Raw genomic sequence first — 21,334 nt, 5'->3', positions numbered from 1 at the left:
CAACTAAAGAAATTCCAGTCCTGCCCTCTTCATTCCCAATCAGTCATTAAGAAATAAGACGGTATCCGCGCCTCTCATCCATATTCGACACGTGTCCGGCGAACTCAAAACACTTCATGTCGTGAAGCCGTACAATTCCAACATCCCTTATTCTCATATTTCTATCTATCCGGTTAACGCGACCTTGCTTGCATGCCATTCGACAGACGTAGAAACCAAATATTATGTCTTTCTGCAAGTGAATATCGATATAAAACATACTCAATATGTATTTCTGCAAATGAATATTGACACAAACCATACTCGATATGTATTTCTGCAAGTGAATATTGACACAAACCATACTCAATATGTATTTCTGCAAGTAAATATTGATATAAAACATACTCAATATGTATTTCTGCAAGTGAATATTGATATAAAACATACTCGATATGTATTTCTGCAAGTGAATATTGACATAAAACATACTATGATGTATTTCTGCAAGTAAATATCGACATAAAATACTCTTCTGACCCCTTTAGCTCGTATAATAAACCTAGACTTTAATCGCGTTAACCAGAAAAACGCCGAGAAATGATGAGCCACAGAATGAGGGACGGTCTCTCACCCCGTCAATCAACGTAAACTCGGCACAGAGACTATATATAAATGTGTCTTAACCTATCTAAAATCTTAATTAGAGATTCCGCATAAACAAAACATAAGGAAATCTTGGTCGACATAAACACTTTGACTATTTTCGCGCCGTAATAATTTACACAATCTTAATTATCAATTTTATTCCAACACAACATGAAAAGAAAAACATTTCTTTTAGCCGCACTAGCCTTTGTAAGTACAATGCTTGTGCCGGCGTCGGCACAAACGGAGCCGAAAACCGAAGTACCTTTTAAATTTGAAAAGGTGCTACCCGGAACGAGAAAACCGGGCGGAGAGCTAAAGAAGACTAATGCCTTTCCGATGTTCAACCAAATGATGCTGAACCATGCAAAAACATCGCTTATGCGCGAACCGGTGAATGGAGCGTCGCTCTACGCGCCTCTCAAGGCAGGCGAGGTACTAACGGTATTGCCTAATCTGGAAATATGGGCAGATATCTTGTCGAATAACTTCACTGGAATTTGCATGTTCAATCCTGTAAGCGACATCTCATTCACAAGATTAGCCTCCTATGAAAAAGGCTATTTCAACGCCGGAAGCGGCCTAGTGGAGGATGCCGAACAGCTGCACGGAATATATCTCGATACAACCTATTCGGGCTGGGGAATAATACTCATTATTCATTTCGCTTTCGATACCCAGACATGGGAAATGATTGGCGAACCGCAAGTGGTGAGAGATTATAGCGTGGTGGCAACTGAAACAGCTAACGACCCGCAAACTGGCGAAGTGTTCGGCGAGTTCTATAGCTCTGATTTATCTCGTAAAGAATTCGGCGTGATAGACTATCAAACCATGACTCGCACAACCATTGGACCGGCCACACATCAATATGTCGCAATGGGAATCACTAGCGACGGTAAAGCCTACGGTGTTGCCAATGATGGTAATCTTTATCACATCGACCGCAACACAGGAGAGGAAACTCTTAAAGGTTCTACCGGCATCCAGGTGGCCCGACACGACGGTAATGCCTATTTCCAGAGTGGCGAAATCGACCCTCGTACCGATGAGTTCTATTGGGCTTCAGTAGACTCTACCGGATTATCTATGCTCTACACGGTCGATCTTAACGACGGTCATGTGACCCAAGTGGGCAGCTTGCTCAACGCTAATGTTATGGGTCTAACCATACCCGCTCCGAAGGCTGCCAACGCAGCTCCGGCCGCGATAGAAAATCTTACTAAAGAGTTTACAGGTTCATCGCTCTCCGGAAAAATAAAATTCCGTGCCCCCAATAAAACATTCGGTGGTTCAGCATTGAGCGGAGCATTGACCTACAACATAACCAGCAACAAGAACGAAATAGCAACGGGCACCGTCCAGGCCGGTAGTGAATGCGAAGTGGACGTCACTCTGCCAGAGGGAATCAATAGGATTGCCGTGACGGTGAGTAATGGCGTAGGCCGGAGTCCGAAAACCAAGATGGAAACCTACATTGGCTTCGATATTCCCAAAGCTGCAACCAACGTAAAGCTCGAAATAAACTCGGCCAATAAAGCCACCGTTACATGGGACGCTCCTACCGAAGGCGTGTACGGAGGTTTCCTTGGTACGCTGAAATATGACATCTACAAAATATCCGGCAGCGACACCACTCTCATCGTAAATGACTATACCGGAACAACCTATACCGGAATTATCCCCTCAGAGACTCTGAAGAAATACATCTATGCCGTTCGCGCCAAGAATGAAAAACACCAGAGTAGTCTTGCTTTTAGTAACGGCGTGGAAGTGGGGTCGGCATTCAGCATTCCATTCTTCGACGACTTCCTAACCGAAACTGATGCTGCCCTCTACACAATTATCGACGCCAACAACGACGGCTCAACATGGAAATGGCTCAGCGGGAGTACCAACTGTTTCTTCTACAAATTCAGCGATGCGAACCGCGGCGATGACTGGCTCATCACCCCGCCCATACATCTCCATGGTGGTAAGAACTATACATTGAGCTTCCGTGCACGCAATTCGCTTAAATCGTGTATTGAGCGCATCGAAGTGATGTATGGACAAGGTAACAAGGCCTCCGACATGGCCAACCAGATTATGGGGCCAACCGAATTATCATCCATTGCCTACACCCCGCTAAGCAGTACATTTTCTCCCAGTGTGGATGGCGATTACCACTTTGGATTCCACGCCATATCCGACGCCGAGATGTACTACCTCTACATGGATTCGCTCATGATTGAATCGGCAGAACCCACAAGGCCCGCAGCCGTGACCGACCTCACAATTTCGCCCGACCCATCAGGCACGCTAAAAGCATTGTTCTCATTCAAAACGCCAACCCAAACAACTGGTGGAACAACTCTCTCTACAATCTCACGAATTGAAATACGCAAGGGCAACTACATCATCAAAACTATTAACAACCCAACTCCCGGAGCTAACATAACAGCCACTGACGACAAGGCTACTAAGGGACGTAACGAATACTCCGTCATTGCCTTCAATGGAGAAGAACCCGGAGAACGCGCCACTGGCAAGGTGTTCATCGGAATTGATAAACCAACCGTACCGATTGTTCGGGTAATCGACCAGACAACATCGGCTAAGATTACATGGCAGCCTGTCGAGGGCGCAACAGGTGGAATCATAATTCCGTCGGAAGTAAGATACGATATATACAACGTGACCGATGCCGGTGCTGTGGGCGAAAAGATAGGCTCGGTTAAAGGCGGAACGGAATATATTGTAAGCGGACTAAGCAACAACGATGGGCCGCAAAACTACAAGCAGTGGGCCGTGAACGCAAACACCGATATGGGATCGAGTCTCTACGGAGTCGGTGCAATTGTTGTAGGCGCGCCATATATTCTGCCATTCCATAACAGTTTCAAAGAGCTTTCACTTGAAAACCAGTTCTTCGCCATCGAGCGTCCCAACAAGGAAACAACCTGGGAAATCATAGGCGACATGACGGTGGATAATGACGGTGGAGCAATCGTCTTCCGTCCTCAAAGAGCTGGCACTGCATCAATCGTCAGCGGAAAAATAAGCCTCAATGGAGCCACACTGCCCAAGCTACTCTTCGACTATCGCGCACTGTCAGGAACGAAGGGAGCCCTAGAGCTCGAGATTATCAAGAAAGACGGAACATCAAGCAAAATCTGGGAATCGAACTTTGCAGCCTTACCGGCAGGTGAGACCAAGTGGAACCATGTTATATTGGATTTACCATCCGACCTTATAGGGCAGGATTATATCCGCGTTAGGATCCGCGGTATAGCAAATGCCTCACTAGAGTCGACCCCGATATACTTCGATAATATCAACATTACCGACCCGCTCCAGAAAGATGCTGCCATATCCATGACAACCGTTGAAAGCGTCAAGAAAGGACAGCCCATAAACCTCAACATCAGAGTAACCAACGTTGGCATCGATAACATCCGCGGCTCGAAAGTCATCGTCACCGCGAACGGAAAAGAAGCTTTCACAACAACCATCAACCAAGATGTTCAGCTAATGCAACAGGTGGAAATTCCCGTGACCGTGAGGACCAGCTCGCTCGACCAATCATCGAACATGAAGATTGTAGCACGAGTTGAAACAGAAAACGACCTCGAGGATGCCAACAACTCCCAGGAAGAAGACGTGAAACTCAACACAGCCAACCTTCCACAGCCAACCAACCTCCGAGCCGAACAAGCAGCAGGAAACAAACTGAAGCTCACATGGAAAGAGCCCAACATCGAAACAAATATCGTGAACGACGACTTTGAAACCTACGAAGCATGGGCAACATCCTTCGGTGATTGGACAACTGTCGACGCCGACCACGGTCATGCAGGCGCTCTGTCTGAAAAAGGAACTTATCCGCACCAAGACGAGCAATTCGCCTTCCTCAACTGGCAGCCTAGCGATATATTCGGCGCCGGACAAGGCCTCGACCCACACTCCGGAAAGCACGCTCTCGTGTCAATATATCAATTCACTAAAGACGGAACAAAATATGTCGACGCCAACAACTGGCTCATCAGTCCACTCCTCTCCGGTCGTGAACAAACAATCCGCTTCTGGGTGAACAACTTTAAGCCGAAAACCGGCGGACGCGAAACATTCGATGTCCTCGTTTCCTCAACTGACATCGACACCGCTAGCTTCGTCAAAATCGGCGACACCCGCGTACAAGAGTCGGGCAAATGGACCGAAATAAGCGTTAAACTACCCGCAGGCACACGCTATTTCGCCATTCACCACAACACCTCGAAAGACCAAGCATCCATCTTCATGATTGACGACGCAAGCTACGAAACAGGTAACATACTCACGAGCTACAACATTTATTGTGACGGGGCTTATTGCGGTAACACGTCGGAAACCAATTACTCCGACATACCGTTCGCTCCCGACATGATTCACGACTACAGCGTCACGGCTGTTTATTTCGACGGCTCCGAGTCGGCCCCGATAACCATTCACTTCACAACCGACATCGAAACCATCGAACGCGATAAGCCTGCCGCCCACGACATCTACACACTTGGCGGCGCCCTGGTTCGTCGTAAATCAGAGAGCCTTCATAACCTGCAACCAGGCATCTACATTGTAGACGGCAGCAAGTGCATCGTGAAATAAGCAACTAACTCCTCATCAAAGGTTCGACGGTTCAACCATCAAACCCGAACACAATCCACAGGGCTGATTTCCACACCGGGAATCAGCCCTTATTCTTGCATGGCTAGAAAAAACATCACATATAATGACGTTATTTCTTTTTTGTATTTTTGTTACAAAAATACAAAAGACAATGACGCAAGACGGAAGAACACTCTGGCAGGTCGTAAAGGGATACTTTAATGCTCTTCCCGATAAGGAAAGCGAGGCGGAGACAATCAGCCAGATCAGTAGTGGGGTCAGGTTTCACGGTTCCAACCTTTGGGTATTAATCTTTGCCATCTTTATTGCCTCATTGGGATTGAACCTCAATTCCACCGCAGTAATCATCGGTGCCATGCTTATTTCTCCACTCATGGGTCCGATTATCGGCATGGGGCTGTCTGTAGGGATCAATGATTTTGAATTGCTCAAGCGGTCTATCAAAAACTATTTGGTTGCTACCGTCATCAGTGTGATAACGGCAACCATCTACTTTGTCATCACGCCACTTAATGAGGCACAGTCCGAGTTGTTAGCGCGCACTTCACCTTCGTTGTATGATGTGCTCGTGGCTATTTTCGGTGGTGCTGCCGGTATTCTTGCCATAGCCACCAAGGCCAAGGGAAACGTAATACCGGGGGTAGCCATCGCCACGGCACTAATGCCCCCACTATGCACAGCCGGGTATGGTTTGGCTGTTGGAGATTTTTCATTCTTTTTCGGAGCGTTCTATCTTTATTTTATCAACACTGTTTTCATAGCCCTTTCTACTTTTGTCGGGGTTAGAATGTTACGGTTCAAGCGGAAGACATTTGCTGACACCCGACGACTAAAAAAAGCAAAGAAATATATTATTGTAATTACAATCACAACTATGTTGCCAGCTATCTATATGACGATACAGATTATTCGAATGAGTGTGCGAGATAGCAATACGCAGCAATTCATTAAGAATGAACTCACCTTTAAAGGTACGCAGATACTCTCCCATAGTCGCAACGACGACAAGAAGACCATAAGAGTCGTGGCTATAGGAAAATCCATTGAGAAAAATGCCATTGACAAGGCAAACCTTAAGCTGGAGAACTATCATCTTTCAGGGTATCGTCTGAATGTTATTCAGGGATACCAATCCGACAGCCTCCTGTTGCTTGAAGGGCAAACGATGCCACAGGCATCAAAAGCAATCCAGCAGCAGCTAATAGAACAAACAGCGCAACTGAACACAGTGAGCAAACAGTTACAAGAATATACCGCTTATGAGAATCTGGGGAAAGAGATTTCCCAAGAGGTGAAAGCCGTCTGCCCTAAGGTGAGAAGAATAAGTCTTTCGCAAGTGTCAGAAGCCCGCACCGATACTTCGACGACACTCCGCTACACGATAGCCGTTGCCGGCTGCAACAATCCTTTGTCTGGTGCTGAACGCACGCAACTCCAACGGTGGTTGAAAGCGAGGTCGAAAGCAGACAGTTTGCGACTCATCACCACACAATAATTATCTGTGCCGGTTTTCAATCTTTCCGGCAATGCTGTCTAATCTGATTTAAGATAGATAATCATCACCTATGTATGTTTATATATTGTAGGCGGAATCGTTATTTTAATTATTAAGAGAGAGATGAATTTCAAAAAATCAACTTTTACACGTAGCGTTGCCTATCCCGGGTTGTTTGTCCTGATAGGTTTATCATTGGTTTGTGCTTTTTCCCAAAGTGGACGAATGCGGCGCTAACCTCGGTTCAGTCTGGTATTTACAGAAACCTTAGCTGGTCTTATATCCTTTTAGTGTCGTTTTTCTTCATCTTCCTTGTGGTACTTGCGTTCAGCAAGTTAGGGAACATTCGTTTGGGCGCGGATAATATCTTAATTATCACTGATACTGTTTTACCAAGCTTCAGCCCTGCCGATACAGTGATTAAGGGAAATAAAATGAATTAGTATGAGAACTCTTATAATAATATTTCTCCAGTTTATATTTCAGCAATGCTTTTGCCAGATAAGCATTGACAGTGATTGTTTGGAACGTAATTCAATGACGGTTTCCCGAATCATGCTGGAACTTTTAGGACAAGAAACCGTACAACAGATGTTAGACAACAAAACACGTATGCTTTTCATTCTGGGAGTAGACTCATCAGGCTATGTGTCTGAGATAAAAAGGATAAGAATTCAAAACACCTTGGACAAGAATGTAGAGAAGAAGCTTAAGCGATATTTTGGAAAGCATAAAATACAAATGAGAATTTGTTATTCTATTGACTTGAGTAGCGTCTCATACGAAAGAGGATTACAAATAGCTAGGAGTGATTTTCAGAATTCAAAAAAGAAATATATCATAGTAGGCTTCCCTGGAGAATTATTCACTCATTATGAATACTATAAGACACGCGGTTACAAGGGCATCGCTTTCAATTCCAAGTTAGAATATCTCATGTTACGGTTGAATGACAAATGAAAATAAAAGTCCTCATTTTACTTTTTAGTCTATGTTCACAAGGCATAGCCCTAGCCCAGAAGCTCACAACATACAGTGTGAATGAACGAGACTCTTCCTTATACCGCTCTACCGAATATGAGTTCAAAAAACTTAGCATCAGCAATGCCAGGCTAGATTTATACACTATAATCGAAAAGCTATCTGCCGAGCACTCCTCGGAGATGTATGTTATCAGATTCAGCCACCGGCATAATCGTATTTTCATTACAATACAGAATTGGGAATACAGAGGAATAAACTCAATAGCAGAAAGTAACACATACGGCATGTTTCGATCTAAGAACAATAAAGATTTTCTAGTTTGTTACGATGACACTAAAGAATTAAGCTACGTAAATAAGTACTTCAGCATCACCAAAGAGAAAATAAATATTTCCATACGCATAAAAAGCATCACCAACAACATGTACATACTTTCAAACGACCTCACAACCTATTACGAAGGAGTTATAGTACATAAAAAGCTGAAAACAATAAAGTTGATTATAAACAACAAATTGATACACAATCAAACATAACCAATATAAGAATATGGATAAGCTATCATTCAACTTCGACTCCATCCCACCCACCTGGAAGCTCTGTTTCAACGAACCATGTCCGATGAAGGAAACCTGTATGCGCTATTTCGCCGGCCAGCACCTGCCAGCCGACAAAACAACAGGCCCCGCAGTCTATCCCAACGCCTTGCAAAAAGGCAAGTGCAAGCTATTCGTCGAGAAACGAGTAATACGCGCCGCATGGGGATTCCGCAAGATATTCCTCAACGTAAAGCGCGTAGACGACACGCCGATACGCAGAGAAATTCAACAATATCTCGGCAGTAGGCCCACCTACTATCGCTACATGAACGGTCAGCTCACCCTCATGCCCAAGCAGCATACGGATATTATAAACATCTTCCGAGAGTACGGATACACCGAAGATTTGGAGTTCGACAACTACATCGACCGTTACGCGTATGAATAGATTAGAGTATCAGGGAAATTTCAGGCATTGAGACGCACAGTTTCGTCCTATGAAACGCAGGATTCCATCCTATGAAACCGTGCGTTTCATAGGATGGAACGCACAGTCTCAAAGCATGAAATCTTCTTGAGACTCTTACCTGATGGCCCCACGACCATATCTGCAACCATCTAAACCGTCTGATAAAGGCAAACGGCAAGGCAAAGAATACATCGTACGAAGAGACGATGACCTTCGGGCAGATAAGCGAATCACTCACCAATGTACAGCAAGTAGACTCTATCAAGACGGCACAGTCTTATAGAACCCACTTGTTGGGCACACCATTCTGGCATCGTCATCCCCAATGATGCCATAAAAAGAAAAGTACTATGGTATAAGTTGTTAATCAGCACTTATCGACAAAAGGCCTGAAAACAGTGGTCAATCTAGAACTCTTTAATCATAAACATCTACTTACCGTTTACTCCTTGATACGAATGAAAGCATTGGCTAGAATCGCCGTCAAACCGCCGGTTGTTATACCGCTTGCGAAAATACTCTTCACCAGTTCGGGCATCTGGTCGAGTATTCCCGGAACAAGCTCCACACTAAGACCGGTGGCGAAGCTCACAGCCATAACCAAGACAGCTTTCCGGCTTATCTCGGTTGCGGCAATGATTCGGATACCCGCCGCAGCAACCGTCCCGAACATCAGAAGGGTTGCGCCACCAAGCACACTGTCGGGAATAAGCGAGAACAACTGCCCAACAACAGGAAATAAACCTAGCAGTACCAACGCACCGGCAATGAAATAGCCCACATATCGACTAGCCACACCCGTGAGCTGAATCATTCCGTTGTTTTGAGCAAAGATAGAGTTCGGGAAACTGTTGAAAATAGCGGCTAGAAAACTGTTGAAGCCATCGGCCAAAATTCCGCCTTGCGCCCGCTTCATAAATACGGGGCCCTCTACGGGTTCGCCCGAAATAAGAGAGTTCGCCGTGATGTCGCCGAAAGCCTCGACGGCTGTAACAAGATATATCAAACCCAACGCGATTATCGAACCTAAATCGAATCGCAACCCATATTTGAATGGAAGAGGAATATTCAATGCGCCAGCACCCTCCAGTCGGCCAAAGTCTATCATATCAAGAAAATAAGCAGCAACACAACCTATAAGAAGTCCTAGAACGATAGAGCTCATGCGCAGAAACCGATTGCCCGACCGATTAAAAACAATTATACTCACCAAAACGAGCAAAGCTAACCCTAAGTTTTGCATCGAACCGAACTGGCCGAGTTCCATTGCAACCTGTCCACCACCGCAGGAGTTTATTCCAGCCTTAATGAGGCACATTCCTATAAGCGAAACAACGATTCCGGATACCAACGGAGTAACAATCTTTCGAATATAAGGCAGCAATCGGCTCACAACCATTTCGACAACCGAAGCAACCAAACACGCACCGAGAATATAACTGAGAGCCATTTCCGTGTTGAGCTTTCCACCCACCATACCAAGCATTCCTGCACCGATGATTGGACTTATGAAGGAGAAAGAAGTACCTTGAATGCATAGCAAACCAGCTCCCACAGGGCCGAACCGTCGACATTGCACAAACGTGGCCAACCCGGACACAAAGAGAGACATCGAAACAAGGAATCCGGTAGTCTCAAGATCGAACTTCAAGGCCGAACTGATGATGAGAGGAGGGGTTATGATAGCTACGAAAATGGCTAACAGGTGCTGAACAGCCGCAAAAAGAGTCTCCCGGAGTGGTGGCCTGTCATTAAGACCGTAGATGAGTTCTTTCGACTTCTCCATATATTATCAATATTTCAATTTGATTTCACAATTATCCAACGACTCGATTATCGCAAGGCTCTCACAGCGTATACCAGCCTGCTCTATAACTTCTCTACCGTGCTGGAAAGCCTTCTCGATAATGAACCCCATACCCACGAGCTCAGCACCTGCTTGGCGACATAGGTCTATAATTCCTTTTGCGGCATTGCCATAGGCCAGGAAGTCGTCTACGAATAAAACTTTGTCTTTCGGACCAAGATATTCCTCTGAAAGAACAATGTGATACTCCCTCTGCTTAGTGAACGAGAACACTGTTGTTGAAAGCATTCCACTCATGGTCGATGGTTGTTTCTTTTTTGCGAACACAACAGGCAGATCTAACAGGAACCCCATCATAATCGCAGGCGCAATTCCGCTTGCCTCAACGGTAATGATTTTATTTATTTCGCTAGAAGCGTATCGTCGGATGAACTCAACCGCTATTTGTTTCATCAAATTCGGGTCTAGCTGATGGTTAATAAACTTATCAACTTTCAGAATGCCGCCCGGAAAGCACTTCCCATCTTTCAGGATGCGGTCACGTAATGTTTTCATTGTCGTTAGGATTATTATGAGATTTGTGAGGTGAGATGCGCACAAAAGTAGTGAAAATATGGAAAAATAAATGGGGGCTGCTCACTGCTTGAGCGCCCCCTAGAGAAAATTTTGCTATTGTGCTTGGTTAGCGATTGGAAATTACTTTTATGATTTTTCCGTCGGACCGACGCACAATGTTTAAGCCTGGCTGGAGAGCACTTATACGACGTCCGTCAGTGGAATAAATTTCCTTTACGGCAGTTGTGTTCTCTTGTACATTCTCAATTCCGGTGTTGACAACCTCTGCGCGCATAACAGAACTGCGATATGTGTTTGTTCCGTCACTGTAGACCATCTGGACACCGAGTTTATTGATATTGTTTTCGTAGAAGTGCAGATATCGTTCGTTATTTATGACTTTGATGTCGCGGTTGTAGGAATCTTTATAAGCAAACGGAATATCGGTCATGTCAGCTGCATTGTAGTTATACGTTTTTTTGAGGAATGTGTACGGTGTCGGAGAGTCATTGACAAAAACATTGTAATACATTTTGTCAGGGTCGAGGTACTTACCTTCCGTACTTTCATTTTTTACGTAGAATGCGAGCGTCGTATTTGTCGTAGAATAATCATAGCTCGGAGATGCAGAGCAATAGTATAGCTCCGGAGCTACAGGAGTGCCTGCTGCTTCTGAATAGGGTGTCAAAGTGAACCTAGGCATGGACTGTTTGATATTGTCCGAGGGAGGATTTTGTGTTCCGAGCGTGATGCAGATGCTTTTGTCTGTGGAATATTTTCCGGTGACGGCATCCTTTTTCAGTGTAACATTATTAACTATGGCCGAATCGCCAGACGATTTCTTCTCATAAGCCACAGCGAAGACGTGGTATGTATTCTTGTCGCTGCTATAACCGCCAAAATCTTCGTGTTTTGCTTGTCCGAGATACTGACCAGAGGTAAATGAGAGTCCGTCGGCAGTTGTTAGCATCTCAACCCACTTATCTTTTAGTTTTGGAGCAGTCGAGAGGCCTTTAAGATAGACTTTTCCATCCTTTTCAATCGCATCTACAATAACCGCACCCGTGCTACCGGTGTAATTTACCTGGAATTTAGACTGCACACCATCCGTTGGCGGAACAATTTCGCCTGTTGTGAGCTTCATGACTGAGATTGACCAATCGCCTTTGTTCTGCCACTCACCTTTGCTGTCCACCATACCGAGAATAATGTTATTATTCCCTGCGTCGTTCACCATTTTGAGGCTTACTCCGTCCCAGGTGAACTCAACTTGACTGGTTTTCGACAAAACTTTATAACTCGTTCCGCTTTTGAACATTCGTTGAGCGAAGAATTCATGCTTCACGCTCTGTCCACCTTCGTCATCATCGTCGTCTTCATAACTGTAGATGAGTTGGGGAAGCTTTGCTACGTATTTTCCTTCACTCTTTTTCTCTAGTTTAAGCCAACTTTTACTGTCGAGAGAAGCTATGGGGTTGTAGAGATAGAGAGCGCCGTCAGTTCCCTCAACCATTTTGGTTACTACACCGTCGTATGCGCCTTCTTTTGCACTTGTCCATGTTGCGACCCACGAATCGCTATATCGATAAAGGTTTTCATGAAGCGTACCCTCTGGTGTTTCTGTGATTTGTGCCGAAGCTGCAATGCTCACCATTGCAATAATTAGAAGAAAAATCTTTCTCATGTTTGTAATGTGTTGTTAATGTTATGATTTTGTTTATCCTAAAAATCGAATCCGAGCCCTACGACAAAATTATTGCTTCCTTGATTATTGGTTTTGAGCAAATAGCCGGCATTTAGGCGCAGTCCCTTGTAGCACAAGCCCGCTCCGAGCGTTATGTGCGAGAGGTTATGCTGTGAGAGTTCGTAACCGGCTCTAACTGCTACAGTGCGGTTGTACATGTATTCCGCACCGATTCCGGCAGTGAGAAGTTTATCGTGTGAGGGCATAAAATAATATCGCGAAGCCACTGCTGCTGTGAGCATGTGTTCTGGCGCGAGATCCATTTCCAATCTCCCGCCGATGGCTGCCGATGCTGGAAGATTTACCTCGGTGCTGCCGTAGTCGAGCTTCGGTCCGAGGTCTGATACACGAGTGCTGATGGAATAACGTGCCGGAACAGAGCCCAGTTTTACATTCTCCGAGTTATAGACTGCGCCAAATGATACCGAGCCACCGCGGGCGTTCTTTGCAAGATGACTATAAACAGCCGAGCCTGCGATGAAGGCTGCAAAACGAGTGCTAAAACGGTATGTGTAGGCAATATCGGCCGTCCAGTCATAGGGTTTATAATCTTTTGTCGGATTCCCCAATGCGTCGAAACCGGCGATTTTCAATCCGCCGGCATATCGGAAGCCTGCAAGAATGGCATGCCGACCGGCTACACGATATGCGGCGCCTGCAGAATAGACTCCGAACTGCCCGACATCGCCCTCTTGTTTCGAGAACATGGCTGCCGAGACGTCGACAGCGCCCTTGTTCTCTCCTAGAACGAAAAATGCTGGATTGGTATAGATGTGCATTCCTCCGGAACCCGTTACTGTAATTGCGCCCATACTTGCCGAGCCAGCTTCATTGCTAACCGACAGCACGGGGAGAGTTCTGTTTTGTGCAACTGCGCCTGCGGTCGATAAGATTGCGACCATGCAGGCCGCGAATATGCTTTTTTTATTCATTTTTCTACTTGTGCTTTATCGTTTAATGAAAACCTGCTTATAGTTTCCAATCTCCGTGTTGACAGACAAGCGATAAGTGCCAGGAGAAAGGCGGCTGAGGTCTATGGTTGCCACATTTTTATTATTGGTTTTCACTCTTGCGCGCATCACCTCTTCGCCCGTTTGCGAATTTATGACAAATTCGGCCTGCTTGAGTCTGGAATTTAGAAGTGCGTTGAGATTTGTTTGCACCGGGATTGGATAAATCATATAAACCGGGTCAGACTCATGCTGCACAACTCTTACCTGGAATGAGTTTTGTGATGTATTCTGTCCGTCGGTCACGCTTACGGTTATGCGAGAGGTACCCTTGCTCAATGCACGAATGCTAAACGTGCCGCCTCCCGACGCAGCCGAAGGCTCCACAACTGCCACCGCAGGATTAGACGACACGGCCGAATAGGAAGCGACTGCAGGATTACTCATATTATAATGTGTAGAAACTTTCACGACATGGTTTTGCATATCCATTCCGAGGATGATGTCATTGAACGGTTCAATTAAAGTTGGCGGAACATACTTAACTATCCTGAACTTCACCTTTTTTTCTGAACGTGCGCCATACTCGTCGGTTGCAACAACGGTAAATTCATAGTCGCCTGCACTCAAGATGGGCCAGATTGTGACTTCAACCTTCTTTTCATCAATCTTGCGTGTTGATACTCCCCTTGTGTCGCCGCGGAGAGCATACGTCCACTCATGACCATCGGCATCCTGAATCGTGAACTCGAACGATTTCTTTGCATCACTGCCAACTGTAACCGTTTCGGCTGGCGTGCCCTCTATGGATGGGGCGTGATTGAGTTTTGTTTTACCTTCGGCGAATGCGGCTGGCGATTCGTGACCCCATCTGTCGATGGCGACGATTGCGAAATAGTAGTTTGTATTATCGCGAAGATACTCGAAGTTGTGATTAATCGTTCCGCCGACCGAATAACCGATTCCGTTGACTCGTTGAGCCTCCATCGATGCAAGCGAAGCGGTTGTGATTGGTGCATCACTTATATATATATTGTAGAAAGCAGCTGTTTTGTCGTCGGCATCGGAAACTGCTTTCCATTTTAGACTCACACTGGAGTAAGAGGGCGAAATTTCGATATTTTCAACCTTTTGCGGTGCGATTCCCTGGTCTTGAGCGAATGCAGCGTAGGCATCGATAAAGCCGGTGCCCAATTTTCCTTTATAAGATGGGTTGAGCTCATCGATATTGTAAGGCAGGAATGAAGACACGATTCTCTCTTTGAGCATATCTGCCGTAAAGCCTTGTTTTCCGAAGTATGAAACCACCAACCCAGCAATTCCCGACACATGAGGGCATGCCATAGACGTACCCTGCATATATCCGTAGCCAGATGAGGCAATCTTCTTAGGCATGGTACTCAAAACGCCGGCTTTTAGCCCAAATGCATCCTGATCGCCTCCCGGCGCGCTTATAGAAACCCAGTCTGCATAGTTAGAGTAGCTTGCTTTTTGAAAATTCCAGGCAGTCGAAGCCACCGAGATTACTTTCTCGTAGGCAGCAGGGAATTCCTTGAAGTTCATGTTCTCATTTCCGGCGGCAAAAATCATTACTCCTCCCTTCATGGGTGAATCCGAGCGTTGCGCACCGTGAGCATCGCATCCCGCGAACGTTATAAAATAGTCGATTGCCTCTTTCAGAGACTTCGGAAGTTCTTTCACGTTCTCTTTTGAGGCATATCCCCACGAACACTGTGCAATCACGGCGCCATTATCGGCAGCATACTTGATGGCTGCCTCGGCGCTGCCTTCTTCTTTACTCTTGCGGAATATTTGACAGCTTAAAAGCCTCACGCCAGAATTCGTGCTACCATCGCCTCCGGCAATTCCGGCCACGCCAAGACCGTTGTTGTTTCGGGCTGCCACGGTTCCGGCCACGTGTGTTCCGTGGCCAGCATCATCTGGCTCAATTTTTCCACCGACAACATCCGATGCCTCTACGAAATTGTATCCGTAGACGTCGTCGACGAAGCCGTTGCCATCATCATCGACTCCTTGCGTTCCGTTAAGCTCTGCGGTGTTGACATGAAGGTTATCTTTCAAATCTTCGTGAGTCACGTCTATTCCACCATCGATAATTGCGACAATTACGTTAGGCTTGCCGGTTGTATAATCCTTCCAAACGGGCCAAACATTACAGTCGGAGCCTGCACGACTCCTGGAATCAATCGAGCCGTCGTTCTTGTAGTGCCATTGAGCGCCAATTTGCGGGTCGTTGAAGGGTGCGCTGGCTGGGCCTTTGGCTTTTAATGGCTCGGCAGGCATAGCTGCAGTCGTAGTCTCCGGAAACGAAAGGCATGCAACCTCTTCGGCTACCTGAACCTCGTCTAACGACTGAAATTTTTTGAGAGCTGCTGTTAAATCCTGTCTCGAATCGAAGTGAATTGTGAACCATCTATCGAGCCCGAATGCAATCGAACGTTCCTCGAACTGTCCTGCAGGTGCAAAGAGTCGTTCAATGCGATAGGTTCCGATGTCGTTCATTGCGCGCGACAGCCTTGTAGGCGCACTTTGCATGGAGATGACTCCGCTTGTGCCCGGTTTCATTTTCCGAACGGCCTCGGGCGACACTTTTATGTGCATTCTGCCTGCCAGAGCCTGTATGCCGCCCGGTAGCGACACGGTTCGGGTTTCAGAATATGAGTCGCGCAGGTCGTCGCTGCTGCTACACGACGAAATTATCGGCAGTGCGAGTGCTAACGCCAGGTATAATATATTTTTTTTCATGTTGTGTTGTTGTTATCTGTTGTTTTTCATCTTCAGAAGGCACTCATGCAGTGCGCGTCTGGCCTCCGAACTGTTTTGAGAGAAGAGACTCGGCTTGTAGAGTACGCCTATTTGAAGCACGGGCTTATTGTTATTTATGTCGGAGAACTTATCGCCTTTTATTGCGAGCACTAGCTTGTCGCTCTTGCGCCCGTAGACATGAAATTTGCCACTGCTCTCAATGAACACGAAGCCATTTGCTTTCAGAAGGCTATCGAACTGGCGGGTGATGTCCCAATTATTTCCATTTTGCCACACGCCCAGTGTGGGAGTGTCGAAATTTAGCGTGTATTGCTCCACGCTACCTATCTTCGAGTTGGAAATTTGCGGACTATTGCTCTTGGAATAGAAGAAGTAGCTCCTATTTATGAGCGGATTGCGATTGGTGTTGAACGACAAGGCCTCTATTTCGCCATTTTCGTTGGTATGCTTGGCCATCAAGCTGCTTCCTTGCGAATTTTCCCAGGCTTCGACATCGGACGACTTCTTACTATCGTTATTTAAGAGTTCTAGCGGACCGAGGTTCAGGGTTTCAAACGTCGGATAGTCCTGCTGCTGTGTGCGCACCTGGTTAAAAAAGAGCACGACGCTATGGTTCGATTCGAGAATGTCTATTCGCATGGCTTGTTTTTCAAGCTCGCTAACATAGATATTCGTGTCTTGCTCACTTCTCACATATCCGCGCTCTGCAAGATAGGCTTTGAACTCGGGCGAGCGAACCGCTTTTATTCCTTCATCGGTAAACGAACGCGTGAAAACTCTCGTGGCCACTCCGGTTCGCGTGTCGTGAACATAATATATGTCCTTGAAGAGCGGTGAAGTGGTGTGAAAGTAAAAACTTTCTTCCGTGAGGTCGAAACTTGCGTCGGGCGCGGCATATTCGGCGAGTATGCTACCTCGACGATGCTCAAAATCCATCATTTTATAGATGTCGAACGGTGTACCTGGGTTGCATGCCAGAATGAAAAGTGATATGCCCGGTTGGCGAACGATTACTTCAGCCGTTTTTCCACTGCCTACGAGTGCGAGCTTGGCAACACGGTCGTTGGTGCTGCGGTTTACAGGTGCAACAAACTTCACGGAGTGTTTTTTGGGAATCACGGTGAGCCAGTCGGCCGTTTCGGTTTTCTTGATTTCATAGCCCGACAGGTTGGATGTGATATATGCCGTTACGTCGCCACCCTTTTGTGGTAACAGAACCTCACCGCCTTCGATTCCGAGAGTCGCGACGGCTGCAGCTTGCGAAACCGTGATTTTTTTTACGGCTCTGCTGGCATTGAGAATGATATAAGTTTTGCGAATTTCGCCCGTGACGTTCTCTTTTGCCTTAACTACGAGCTTTCCGGCACTCTTTTCGAGTGAGAGCCAGCTTCCTTCGGCTGGCGAAGAGGGCATCCAGTCGGCAAGATTGGTTTCAACGGTAACGATTTTCTCTCCTGCACTCTGCTCGAATGCTAATTCGGTTTCGGAAACCGCAAACTCGGGCTGCACAACCTCAGCTGTATCCGAACATCCGGCAGCTGCAAACAATAAAACAAAGAATGATGCAGCCGCGAGTAAGCGGTTTTTATTAATGAGTAGTTTCATGATTCTTATCTCCCGGTTGTTTTGCGTGCGGCTTTGCCCGACAGAAGATTTTTCAGAGTCGGTATGCCTCTCTCTGCGCTTCCGCTGGCTGCTGCATCGCCGTAGTTGAAGAGGAGAGCCAAAACTGTTTCGTCGTCGTCCTTTATGGGCGTAACAGCTATGCGTAAATGGTCGTACGAACGAATGAAGAAGTGTTTGTTTCCCGAACTGCTGTTAAATTCGAAACCCTCTTGACCTAAGAGCTCCTTAAATTCTTCGGTTACGTGCCAGTCGGTGCCGTTACGCCAGAGTCCAAGGTTCACATTCTTAAATAGGAGCACTCCGGTTTCCACACTTCCGATGAATTTTGCATCTACGGGCACTTTCGGATCGGTTGTGAAGAAGAAATAAGCACGGCCGTAGAACGCATCTGTGCTTCCGGCTTTCATTTTGTATTGCATGATGGAAACCTCTGAGGTATTTATTTCGCTCATCGTACGGCTGACGAGTGTACTTCCGGCTGCGGTTTCGTAGGCAACAACCGCGGGCTCTTTCTTATTTTCTTTTCGGAGCAATTCCAGGGGGAAGTACGGCATGGCTTCGAAAGTTGGGTATTTTTTGTCTTGCTTGAGGAACGGACGGAAGGTTAAATTTACTCCTTCGTTACCCTCTCGCTCTGATATTGTGACATTCAGAGTCAATCCGGCACTCTCGTTCACAAAATCTTTCGCAGAATTGGCGTTTACACGTCGGTAGCCGTTCTCTTCAAGGAAACGCTCGAATGCTTTGTCCTTGCAGGCGTTAACAGCAATCATTCCGTCGCCTACGGTTGTAATTCCGGAGGGCACAACTCCGTCGTAGCTGCTGTATTCAATGAGCTTGAAGATTGGAGATGCCGTTACGAACGTGTACATCTCGGGCATGCCGAAGTTGGGATAGGCTGCCTGGTAATTTCGGAGATAGCTGCCGCGCGAGAGCTCGAAATCCATCATTTTGTGGACGCTCATGGGGTTTCCGGGATTGATTGCAAGAATGTATTTTAAACGGCCCGACTGTGCGACAACAATTTCCTTGGCCTTTTCGCCACTCCTGGCGTATAACTTTACGCTTCTTGCTCGCTCGGTGTTATTCGCTTCGGCTCGGAGCTTCACATCTTCGTCGTGTTTGTCGATTGTGAGCCAGTAGGTTGTTTCTTCCGGCACGATTTCGTAGGAGGTGGCGTTTGTTGTAATGTCAACTGTTCGTTCGCCGCCAGTCTGTGGCATGTATATAGTGTCGGGAATAACGTCAAGTGTAATGTCGGCCGCACTCTGAGTAACTTCCAGCTTTGCCGAAGCTCCGCCGGCGTTAACAAGAACGTAAGTTTTTCGCTCTGAACCACGGGTGTTCTCAAGAACTTTGATTTTCAGAACATTTTCCTCGCTCGTTACTGCAAGCCAATCGCCTTCTGCTGGCGATGAGGCAATCCAGCTGGCTTGGTTAGTGGTTATTGTAACGGTTTTTTCACTCATGCCTTTATCGAAACTCATTGCTGTTTCCGATAAAGTAAGCGTGGGCTCGTCGAACCCGTCTTCTTTTGTGCACGATGCTGCAAGTGCAATTACGCCACCAAGAAAAATTGGCAACGATTTCCTGATAAAGTGTTTCATCTTGAACTGTTTAATTTTTTTGTAATATTCCTATAGCTTTACTCCCTATTCTATGAAGATTTTTCCTGTTGCTCTGCGCACATCCCAGGTTTATAATCAAAATTTCTAACTCGTGTGGAGAGCAACGCAGGCAAAATTAATGTTTTGTAAACATCTTTTTTCATCTTGAATGACTTTTCTGAACAAAATACCTACTTATTATGTGCCTCGAATGCTATAAAAACCCAAAATCACTCATAAGCACTCATCGGCTGTGTTTTCATTCTAGTAGACTGCATTCATGTAGCCTGCATAAGTGGTTTCTTGACGAAATAATACGGTCATGCAGCCAGCATAAGTCGCTGAAAATTAAAAGGATATATTCATGCATCCGACACAAGTGGTTTCTTGACGAAATAATACGGTCATGCAGTCTTCACAAATGGTTTATGATGATTTTTTTGCAGAGAATTGGAGTCCGAGACCCTCATTTTTAGTGATTTTCGGTGGGGTGTTACATGAAAAAGCGGAGACAACCTCCAAGAAGTGCCTCCGCCAAGCATATGAACAAAAAATCAAATTTTGTCTTCCCCAGGGTCTTCCTCCCGACCTGGTTTTTGTTTGTCGTCGGGCTTCTTCTCGGGCTCCTTACCTTCCGGCTTTTTGTTTTTTCTCTTTTTCGCAGCCTTCCTCTGTGCAATACTTTCATTGCGAGAGAGCTTGATCTCATTGCTTACCACGTTTAAGCCATCGATGAGGTCGGAGATGAGGTGTTGGTCTGCCTCATTTGCAGCATAAATCAGAGACGCTTCGATGTGGGAATAGACTTTTTCAATCATTTCGTCATTCTCCTTGCGCACATCTCTGCTTTTATTGATAACGTGGAGCTTCTTGCTGTCTGCACGCCTGGAAAAAATCATTTCGAATTCCTCATTCTTTGCCTTCAAGACATCAATCGCATAACGAAGATCGAGAGCCGCAATGTGCGGAACTAGCTCCGGCTTCTCCAAATCGATGAGCAGCCCCTTCACCGTCTGCGTTTGGAGGGTTGTGTTTTCTCTCTGGATGTTCTTGTAAGTGTCAACAATGAGCTTCAATCGCACTCCTGCTTGGTGCTTCTCTGCTTTAATCGACTTAATTCCCTGTCTGATGTCGCCAAAGAGCGATGTCAACGCTCTCGAACGCGCATGGTCAATGTGATTGAGCTTCGCCGTGTCTTCAGAAGCCACAACTGTTCGCGCCGCATCATCCTCATAATCGATTCTTTTCCTCCATTCGGCCATCTCCTCTGGAGTCAACTTGATTTTTTCGGGAGCTACAGTGCTCACAAGTTTAAAAACTCTGTTCTGCATCAATGCGTGCAGTCCGATGGTTAGCGTTGAACCGCTAATCCGCTTAATTTTCTTGTTCTTCATTGTTTTTCTAAATGAATTTTTCAGTTAATGAATACTATTGATTGCCTTTTTGTGTCAAGTGGCGATTCTTTTAGTGAGCATGGCTCCAAAAATTCGCGGTTTT

The 21,334-nt window shown here is 46.1% G+C and carries 13 protein-coding genes; 5 read left to right on the top strand and 8 right to left on the bottom strand.

Annotated features, from left to right (window positions below; all coding sequences use genetic code 11):
• Window positions 1–798: 798 nt before the first annotated feature.
• The 5 genes from HMPREF9140_RS09760 (at window position 799) to HMPREF9140_RS09735 (ending at window position 8,740) form a co-directional block, all read left to right on the top strand.
• The gene (locus tag HMPREF9140_RS09760; RefSeq protein WP_006953722.1) at window positions 799–5,253 is read left to right on the top strand and encodes a choice-of-anchor J domain-containing protein; all 4,455 of its coding nucleotides are present in this window, start codon (window positions 799–801) and stop codon (window positions 5,251–5,253) included.
• A 172-nt stretch (window positions 5,254–5,425) separates the two neighbouring features.
• On the top strand, window positions 5,426–6,769 hold the full coding sequence (locus tag HMPREF9140_RS09755; protein ID WP_006953721.1) for a TIGR00341 family protein: 1,344 nt from the start codon (window positions 5,426–5,428) through the stop codon (window positions 6,767–6,769).
• Window positions 6,770–6,969: 200 nt separating this feature from the next.
• The gene (locus tag HMPREF9140_RS09750; protein ID WP_036882923.1) at window positions 6,970–7,212 is read left to right on the top strand and encodes a BCCT family transporter; all 243 of its coding nucleotides are present in this window, start codon (window positions 6,970–6,972) and stop codon (window positions 7,210–7,212) included.
• 513 nt (window positions 7,213–7,725) lie between these two features.
• Complete coding sequence (locus HMPREF9140_RS09740) at window positions 7,726–8,289, top strand: hypothetical protein (RefSeq protein ID WP_006953717.1); 564 nt, start codon at window positions 7,726–7,728, stop codon at window positions 8,287–8,289.
• Between the two features lie 13 nt (window positions 8,290–8,302).
• Entirely contained in the window at window positions 8,303–8,740 is a 438-nt protein-coding gene (locus tag HMPREF9140_RS09735; protein ID WP_006953715.1) for a DUF6078 family protein, read from the top strand.
• Between the two features lie 463 nt (window positions 8,741–9,203).
• Here HMPREF9140_RS09735 and HMPREF9140_RS09730 read toward each other — a convergent pair whose 3' ends face one another.
• The 8 genes from HMPREF9140_RS09730 to HMPREF9140_RS09695 all read right to left on the bottom strand — a co-directional run bounded on the left by HMPREF9140_RS09730 (window position 9,204) and on the right by HMPREF9140_RS09695 (window position 21,231).
• A complete protein-coding gene (locus HMPREF9140_RS09730; protein WP_006953713.1) occupies window positions 9,204–10,547 on the bottom strand; it encodes a nucleobase:cation symporter-2 family protein in 1,344 nt (447 codons plus the stop codon).
• A 6-nt stretch (window positions 10,548–10,553) separates the two neighbouring features.
• The gene (gene xpt, locus HMPREF9140_RS09725; RefSeq protein WP_006953711.1) at window positions 10,554–11,123 is read right to left on the bottom strand and encodes a xanthine phosphoribosyltransferase; all 570 of its coding nucleotides are present in this window, start codon (window positions 11,121–11,123) and stop codon (window positions 10,554–10,556) included.
• A gap of 127 nt (window positions 11,124–11,250) precedes the next feature.
• Window positions 11,251–12,807: a hypothetical protein gene (locus HMPREF9140_RS09720; RefSeq protein ID WP_006953709.1), complete on the bottom strand. Its 1,557-nt coding sequence runs from the start codon at window positions 12,805–12,807 to the stop codon at window positions 11,251–11,253.
• 38 nt (window positions 12,808–12,845) lie between these two features.
• Window positions 12,846–13,799: a PorV/PorQ family protein gene (locus HMPREF9140_RS09715; RefSeq protein WP_006953707.1), complete on the bottom strand. Its 954-nt coding sequence runs from the start codon at window positions 13,797–13,799 to the stop codon at window positions 12,846–12,848.
• Between the two features lie 15 nt (window positions 13,800–13,814).
• On the bottom strand, window positions 13,815–16,583 hold the full coding sequence (locus HMPREF9140_RS09710) for a S8 family serine peptidase (protein ID WP_006953704.1): 2,769 nt from the start codon (window positions 16,581–16,583) through the stop codon (window positions 13,815–13,817).
• 12 nt (window positions 16,584–16,595) lie between these two features.
• Window positions 16,596–18,209, bottom strand: coding sequence for a BACON domain-containing protein (locus HMPREF9140_RS09705; protein ID WP_006953702.1), 1,614 nt, complete (start codon window positions 18,207–18,209; stop codon window positions 16,596–16,598).
• A gap of 5 nt (window positions 18,210–18,214) precedes the next feature.
• Window positions 18,215–19,837 (bottom strand): BACON domain-containing protein, encoded by a 1,623-nt coding sequence (locus HMPREF9140_RS09700; protein ID WP_006953700.1) that lies wholly within the window; start codon window positions 19,835–19,837, stop codon window positions 18,215–18,217.
• 554 nt (window positions 19,838–20,391) lie between these two features.
• Window positions 20,392–21,231 (bottom strand): DUF6261 family protein, encoded by an 840-nt coding sequence (locus HMPREF9140_RS09695; protein ID WP_006953698.1) that lies wholly within the window; start codon window positions 21,229–21,231, stop codon window positions 20,392–20,394.
• Between the last annotated feature and the right edge of the window lie 103 nt (window positions 21,232–21,334).

It is taken from the genome of Prevotella micans F0438 (genome assembly GCF_000243035.1).
Classification (GTDB): Bacteria; Bacteroidota; Bacteroidia; order Bacteroidales; family Bacteroidaceae; genus Prevotella; species Prevotella micans.
Note: the sequence above shows the minus strand (reverse complement) of the source record. Positions and strands in the feature narration are given on the sequence as shown.